The organism is Zhenhengia sp. (assembly GCF_046966505.1).
Taxonomy (GTDB): Bacteria; Bacillota; Clostridia; order Lachnospirales; family Cellulosilyticaceae; genus Zhenhengia; species Zhenhengia yiwuensis.
The window spans coordinates 1-6,697 of record NZ_JBKVCH010000026.1 but is presented as its reverse complement, the minus strand read 5'-3'; the positions used below and the strand labels follow the sequence as shown (position 1 = coordinate 6,697).

At 34.5% G+C, this 6,697-nt stretch carries 8 protein-coding genes; 2 read left to right on the top strand and 6 right to left on the bottom strand.

The window, feature by feature from the left end; genetic code table 11:
- Nucleotides 1-87: 87 nt before the first annotated feature.
- Both ACLTBU_RS16785 and ACLTBU_RS16780 read right to left on the bottom strand, forming a co-directional pair.
- Nucleotides 88-756 (bottom strand): YkgJ family cysteine cluster protein, encoded by a 669-nt coding sequence (locus ACLTBU_RS16785; RefSeq protein ID WP_249334490.1) that lies wholly within the window; start codon nt 754-756, stop codon nt 88-90.
- 129 nt (nt 757-885) lie between these two features.
- Nucleotides 886-1,344, bottom strand: coding sequence for a VanZ family protein (locus tag ACLTBU_RS16780; RefSeq protein WP_412220129.1), 459 nt, complete (start codon nt 1,342-1,344; stop codon nt 886-888).
- A 235-nt stretch (nt 1,345-1,579) separates the two neighbouring features.
- Between ACLTBU_RS16780 and ACLTBU_RS16775 the strand changes: the two genes are divergently transcribed.
- A complete protein-coding gene (locus tag ACLTBU_RS16775) occupies nt 1,580-2,452 on the top strand; it encodes a hypothetical protein (RefSeq protein ID WP_412220127.1) in 873 nt (290 codons plus the stop codon).
- Between the two features lie 267 nt (nt 2,453-2,719).
- Here the strand turns inward: ACLTBU_RS16775 and ACLTBU_RS16770 are convergent, their stop codons facing one another.
- The 4 genes from ACLTBU_RS16770 to ACLTBU_RS16755 all read right to left on the bottom strand — a co-directional run bounded on the left by ACLTBU_RS16770 (nt 2,720) and on the right by ACLTBU_RS16755 (nt 5,697).
- Complete coding sequence (locus ACLTBU_RS16770) at nt 2,720-2,896, bottom strand: hypothetical protein (RefSeq protein ID WP_249334487.1); 177 nt, start codon at nt 2,894-2,896, stop codon at nt 2,720-2,722.
- A gap of 250 nt (nt 2,897-3,146) precedes the next feature.
- Nucleotides 3,147-3,761, bottom strand: a complete 615-nt coding sequence (locus ACLTBU_RS16765; protein WP_249334485.1) for a GNAT family N-acetyltransferase — start codon at nt 3,759-3,761, stop codon at nt 3,147-3,149.
- Between the two features lie 10 nt (nt 3,762-3,771).
- Nucleotides 3,772-4,407 carry a GNAT family N-acetyltransferase gene (locus ACLTBU_RS16760; protein WP_412220125.1) on the bottom strand — a complete coding sequence of 212 codons (636 nt, stop codon included), beginning with the start codon at nt 4,405-4,407 and terminating at the stop codon, nt 3,772-3,774.
- A gap of 72 nt (nt 4,408-4,479) precedes the next feature.
- The gene (locus tag ACLTBU_RS16755) at nt 4,480-5,697 is read right to left on the bottom strand and encodes a serine hydrolase domain-containing protein (RefSeq protein ID WP_249334482.1); all 1,218 of its coding nucleotides are present in this window, start codon (nt 5,695-5,697) and stop codon (nt 4,480-4,482) included.
- A gap of 121 nt (nt 5,698-5,818) precedes the next feature.
- Between ACLTBU_RS16755 and ACLTBU_RS16750 the strand changes: the two genes are divergently transcribed.
- Nucleotides 5,819-6,640 (top strand): MerR family transcriptional regulator, encoded by an 822-nt coding sequence (locus tag ACLTBU_RS16750; protein WP_249334481.1) that lies wholly within the window; start codon nt 5,819-5,821, stop codon nt 6,638-6,640.
- Nucleotides 6,641-6,697 lie beyond the last annotated feature (57 nt).

Here is a 6,697-nt window from a genome sequence, read left to right as displayed (position 1 = left end):
TCATAAAAATAGACACGGTCTTTTTTACCGTGTCTACTAAAAAGGTAGCATCATCGAATAATTCCTTTAAGTGCTTTTTTTTATATTTTAGATTATACCAAGTCGCTGTTTTGCCTCAGGCAAGACCTTGAAAAATGCAGTATAAAAGTCTTCTCCCTCTTTTACTTCTATACGATAAAAGGTGTCTAGTATATACTTATTCATTTCTTCTAATTCTGCTTCATCATATACAAACTTCATTCTAAACCTAAGGGCTTTTAATAATTTGTACCATGCCAAAATAAAAGTCTTATTTTCATCATAATTGACAATGCCAATCCATTCCCTCACTTTTACTTCTTTTAAGTCTGGCATAACACATGTTCCTACTTGTAAGAAATATTTAAAATCATCATTTTCATAAACTCTACCAAGTGGAAACAGTCTACAAATATTTGGGCGATGTCCATGTATACTACATCTCCCTAATTCATTTAAAAAGCTACAATGCTCCGTTTCTCCCTCCATCTTGAGATAAGGTAACATCATTTTATTGTTTTTTTGAAGTGCCAGTTTATTGCCTAATAGCTCATCAAAGGATATTTTAAGATGATTTACTATTTCATAAGCATCAAATGGTGTCAATTCCACCAAATCTCCTACTCGATGACAGCAAGTATAACACCCATTACATCCACATGTATCTGCTTTTACATAGTCTTCTATATCATATAGTTTACCGTCTGAAATGCCTTCTAACGTTTTTAGTGTTCTCATATTTTTTCCTTTCTTGATCTTCGTCTTACACCAATTATAATGCAAAACCCTATACGATTTCTACAACTTCATATTCTATTTATTTTATTTCTACACCCTATCATGATTTGTAACACGTCATCGTTCGTGCTATATATGCAAGCAGAATGTCCCCAACACCGAAAGCGTTATATATACTACGCCCTCATTTACCTGTAATGAAAAATGAGTAGCTTCTTTTCTCTTAAAAATTTTTGTAAAAACTTTCCATATAATAAACCCTATAAGGGTACCCATTGTATTCATTATTAAATCATCTACATCCGTTAGCCTTCTATTAAATAACTGAGCTATTTCAATAGCCAGTGAAAATCCCACTCCTGTAACCAACACCCCTACACCATTTCTGAAGCTTTTCCAAATAAGAGGCAATAAAAATCCTAACGGCATAAACATGATAATATTTAAGATATGTGTCATAAAACCACCTGCTTGGAAAGGAATGAGATTGATTTCTTCTAATCTAACAATGGTGTCATATTTTCCTATATCCCATATACTCCCTATCCCTGCTTTGTTTAAAGCTAAGTATAAATATATAAGAAAAATATAGACCCATATAAAATGTTTAATTAAAATTTTTCTTTCTTGCTTGTTAATAGTAGATTCCTAATCGTATTGAGGGATAGATCGCTACAATACCAAATACTACAGCATCTAAAATTTGTATCCTAATCTTTCTCCTCTTGATCTATTTTCAAAAAAAGATGACGCATTTTAGATACTCATCCGTATATAAAGAGTGTTAGGTAAATAAAGAACTATCATTTAGGGAGGAATACAAATGAAAAATCTTAGATACTGTCCAGAACTGAATACTATTACAGGAAGCGTTACAGCAAGCTTACTTATATGCCAACTTGAGTATTGGTTTAACAAGAAAGGAAATAAACCTTTTTATAAGTTTCTAGGACCATGTGAAGATGAACACTATCATACAGGTGATAGCTGGACAGAGGAATTAGGTTTTACAAAGGCTGAGTTTCGTACAGCTTTTAGTAAGATTGGTATAGCTTATAAATCTAAAACTGCTTATAAGGCAAGTAGCGACCCCTTTGAAGGTAAACTCTACCTCTCCTACTATGACCGCTCTAGAAATCTCACCTACTATAAGCGTAACCATACTCTCGTCAATAAACTTCTAGAAAATCAAGATAGTGCACTTCCATATTTCAAAGACTCCAGTTCTTCAAAAATTACTCATAATACTTATTCTAATCTAGACTTAACATGCGCTTTTACTGATTCCGCTTATGCTCAAAACCATGACTCGACGCCTGTCCATACATCTTCTCATGCTCACTCATTAACTAACCTCTTTCCTTGCCCCCTTACGCCTTATGATAAAATTATAGACCTCTTTCACAAATGCTGCCCGAGTCTAAGCCCCATCACTCGCCTAAATAACGCCTGTAAACTTAAATTAGATCAGCTCTATCACAAGCTTACTCAAAAAAGTGAAGATGCACTTGCTCTAATTGAGAAAGCCTTTACCTTAGTCGAGGCTTCCGACTTTCTCTGTGGGCGCGCTGGTAAAAGGACTTGGAAAGCAGCCTTTGGTTGGATTATCCGTCTCGATAAGTTTTTTAGCATCTTAGATGGTAGGTATGCTCCCTTCTCCCCCAAGGCCACTTCCTATACGTCTGCTTCTGTATGACCATCACCTTATACAGCACCTCCTAAACCCACCTCTAACTTTATGCGTATGTACACCCATGATTTTAATATCAAAGAATTAGAAGCTCGGGAACAAGCTTACATTGAATCGCGTTATGGGCTTTCTTAATTTTTTATGATTTTGCGACGCATTTCCACTTCTCGTCCGTATATATATAAGTGTAAGGGCTGAAACACATCCTAGGCAAGTTTCTCCCCCTATACCTTGTAAGCCATCTGAAAAAAGATTAGTTCCCCCTTCTAACCTTTAGCCATTTGACTTACACCAACTTTGCAATGGGTAATGTGGCAGTGCTCTTGCAAAGGGCATCATCTCTACATAAGTCCACAAGAATTTGCCTGTTTGGCATGAAACTTCATAAGGCTTACCAGCCGCTCGTTCATAGGTTCTATGTGCTAACCCTCTATGCTCTACGTGATACATGCAGTAGCATCTCTTTCACCTCAAGCTGCCAGGTCTGCCCACTTAGCCCCTATCACTTAGCTTAAGAGATGCCTTATACCCTTTCATTCCACTCGTCATGCCTTATGGTACCTATGTTTTGCCACCAAAAGAAGCTAGCACATAGTCATCATTTTAAGGGGGGATGGCTTTGTGCTAGCTTTTGTTGTTTTTTATTTTTTAGGTTATTATCATCAAGGATTCTCCTGTCACCTAGTAGTCCATATAGTGTTTAAACCATGTCTCTTTTATTAAACACCATTCTTAGTGGTGCAGGCAAATCTGAGCTTCTGCTATCTTTTTCAATGGGCTCAAAACCACTTTTAAGGTATGCGTGAATGGCCGCAGCATTATCCTTTACAACATCAAGACTTATAGGCTTATCTGTATGGGCTTCTTTAAAAGAGTTAAGAAGCATTTTTCCAATTCCTAAATTTTGATAATTTTTATCTACAGCTACATTCGATATATAATAGGAATGAGCAAAATCTTCTTTGATAATCTTTTGCCAGTAAACATCAAAAACTTCATCAAAATACTTTGGCAGATCGATTCCTAATTTTGAAAAAGCTTGTTTATAAGCCTCTCTATCATCCAAATACTCATCCTCAATAAAGCAAAGCATCCCTACTATGTCTTTTTCGTATTGTGCCACAATTAAATTTTTAATACTAATATTTATTGTATGCGTCCATATAAGTTTCTGTAAAATCTGAAAGGCACAATTTTCATCACCAAACATGGCTCCATAAATGTTCCGGTCAGAGGAATAGATAAGCTTTGCGATTTGTTTTATATTATCTGATTCTATTGCTTTTCTAATGACTATTTTATTTTTATCAACCATAATCTTCTCCCTATTCATTGTTTATGTTAAAGCCATACAAATAAACATCCAGTTTACTTTCTTTATTTTCACGTAGAACGTTAACCCGTTTTTCTTTAAGACGCTGAAATCCCATATGCTCATAAAAACCATAATTACAGGTATGATCGGTATATAAGTATATTCTATTCGTATTATGCTCTGAATAATATGTACTTAGTTTTGATAACAACGCTTTTCCTAGACCCCTCCCTCGTACATCCTCTTTTACAGCAAATAAAGTTAAAACACCGTCAAAATCCTTTTGCATCCCTTTAATGAGTTCCCTATACGCTTTGTGAACTTCATTGTGCCCCATGCTTTTATGATTCTTTACAAAACAAAGTAAAAGAGTGTAATACATTAATTTGAGAGCATTTAATAGATTAGTTCCTTTAAACGTATCATTCTTACTTGCCCCCATAATGATTCCTACTATTTTCCCTTTATGGACGGCAACCCTACTAAACTTCTGTTCTGAAAGGCAGGAACATAAATACATTTTTTTTACTTTTTCCAGCATTTTTTCATCTTCTACATAATCATGCAGACCAAAAGCATCGCTGATTAAATTTTGTACTTCATTATAATCAGATTTTTTTAATCTTCTATAAATAAATTCTTTCATAAAATCCCCCTTCATTTCGTTGGTATCCTATCAACCTACTTGGCCTTATCCTGTATTTAACAATGCATCTCATCATTCTTTATTGACCCTCAAGCTCCATAGAGACTCTTGATTGGATACATTGTTTGTTATGGCTCTGAAAAGCTCAAGCGTTTTCTTCTCATTATCATCTTCTTCAAATCCAGAGTGCGCACTAGTTTTTACAATGATTACATTTTTGTTAGGATTGATGTATATCCATTGACCAAAAACACCAATTGCCATAAACTCATTCTGGTCACCTTCTGGTATCCACCATTGATATCCATACCCCAGCTCACTGTATGGTTTACCATCATGAGGGGCTTTTAAGTGAGGCGCATTTGTTGCTATAGAATCTTTAACCCAACTTTCCGGTATTATCTGTTTCCCCTCAAAAAGTCCATTATTCATATATAACTTGCCAAATCGCGCATAATCTCTCAAGGAAATATGAAGTCCACCATTTGCAAGTTCCTTATTATTACTAAGTGTCCAATAAGCATCCTTCTCTACACCGATCTGGGACCATATTTTTTCTTGCATATAGTCACTTAAGCTATAACCTGTTGCATTGGAAACAATCTCTCCTAAGATATCTGTATTGATGCTTGAATAGGCTCTATATGTACCCGGCTCATGTGCAAGTCCAAATTTAACAATCGATTTCATTTTAGATATACCAAACATATTGGTCATAGAAATCTTACTCATATCAGTGACCTCATCAAAATCAATCCCTGATGACATTTGCAAACAATCTTTTATTGTTATTTTTTCCATCTCCGTATTTCTAAATTCTTTAATATATTTAGCGACAGAATCATTTACACTTTCTATATAACCTTCATCTATTGCAACACCCACTAAAGCTGACACAAAAGATTTACATACAGAGTTTGAAGAAAAACGAGTGTTCTCGTCTGAACCTAAGTAGTATTTTTCATACGCTATTTTATTATTAGCAACGACAAGTAATCCAGATGTTTTAGTTTCTTGAAGAAACGCTTCAGTGCTTAAATCTTCTCCCCGGAAGTTAAATGTATCGATCAGTGGAACGAGATTATATTCAAACTTTGATACTTTTTCACCTTTTGATATTTTTGTTGAAGGCTGTATTTCATACATGGTTTGAAAACTATGTGCTAAATGCTCCTCCTTAAAGGCATTGATTGAGCGATAAATTAAAAGTATGGTATCTCCATAGGCTATTCCTATGGTAATAATGCCTACAACAACTATTGCAAGTCCAATTCTAAAATATTTCTTCATAGTATTCTCCTTTGATTCTTTTATTTTTTATGTTGTTTTTTCGCCTTGCTTAACCTATAATAATCCATGTTGTAACCACACAGTCAACGGTAAATTTTATACCTTAATAAGGGGGATATCTATGCATAAAAATGCTATTTCATCTGGTGAATTTGCAAAGCTGTGCAACACTTCAAAAGAAACATTAAGACACTATAAAGACATTGGACTTTTAACGCCTAGATACGAAGCTGAAAACGGCTATCAATACTATGATGCAGAGCAATTCTATGATTATTATGCTATTGCAATTTTCAAAAAAACTGGCACTTCACTAGCCAAAATTAAAGAATGTATGAGCCATCAAAATATCCCATCGATTCTCAAAACGTTGTCAGACCAGCAAGAAGCTTTAATAAAAGAAAAAAGAAAAATTGAACAGATGCAGTTTGTGGTAAAAAACGCTCTTCTTAATATGAGCATGGGCTTATATCACAATCCAACAGATTCAACACCACAAATTGACTTTTTTGATAAAGAACATCTGCTTGCTGTACCACATAATGAATTTTCTATTTCACAAGAAGATCAAGACGATGAAGATAGAATTTTGATTTCTGTACTTCGTAAATACAAAGAGATTTGTGATACTTATAACGTACAAACCGATTATCAGTTAGGTGCCATTATGTCATTTGATAGTAAACGCATAACCCATCTGTATACTCGAGTTAATAAAACCTACAAAAACCCCTACTATCAACAAAAGCCTGCCGGAAAATATCTGTATAGCATCCACAAAGGTAATTGGGATTTAAGCGCGACTTATGAGAAATTTTTTTCTTATATTAAGCAAAATCATATAAGAACCATCGGAGATATTTACGCTTATGATTTAGCAGGATTTATGATAAATGGTGTTGAAAATAATTCTATGACCATCATCTCTATACAAGTTGTTTGATTGTAAGCGGTTAATAACTGAGTATATTTCCATACTTCCTTATTAATGAGATAATTA

Coding starts and splice junctions, on each gene's coding strand:
- ACLTBU_RS16770 (WP_249334487.1), bottom strand. CDS start 2,896: ATGTATCACGTAGAGCATAGAGGGTTAGCACATAGAACCTATGAACGA.
- ACLTBU_RS16760 (WP_412220125.1), bottom strand. CDS start 4,407: ATGAAAGAATTTATTTATAGAAGATTAAAAAAATCTGATTATAATGAA.
- ACLTBU_RS16775 (WP_412220127.1), top strand. CDS start 1,580: ATGAAAAATCTTAGATACTGTCCAGAACTGAATACTATTACAGGAAGC.
- ACLTBU_RS16755 (WP_249334482.1), bottom strand. CDS start 5,697: ATGAAGAAATATTTTAGAATTGGACTTGCAATAGTTGTTGTAGGCATT.
- ACLTBU_RS16750 (WP_249334481.1), top strand. CDS start 5,819: ATGCATAAAAATGCTATTTCATCTGGTGAATTTGCAAAGCTGTGCAAC.
- ACLTBU_RS16785 (WP_249334490.1), bottom strand. CDS start 756: ATGAGAACACTAAAAACGTTAGAAGGCATTTCAGACGGTAAACTATAT.
- ACLTBU_RS16765 (WP_249334485.1), bottom strand. CDS start 3,761: ATGGTTGATAAAAATAAAATAGTCATTAGAAAAGCAATAGAATCAGAT.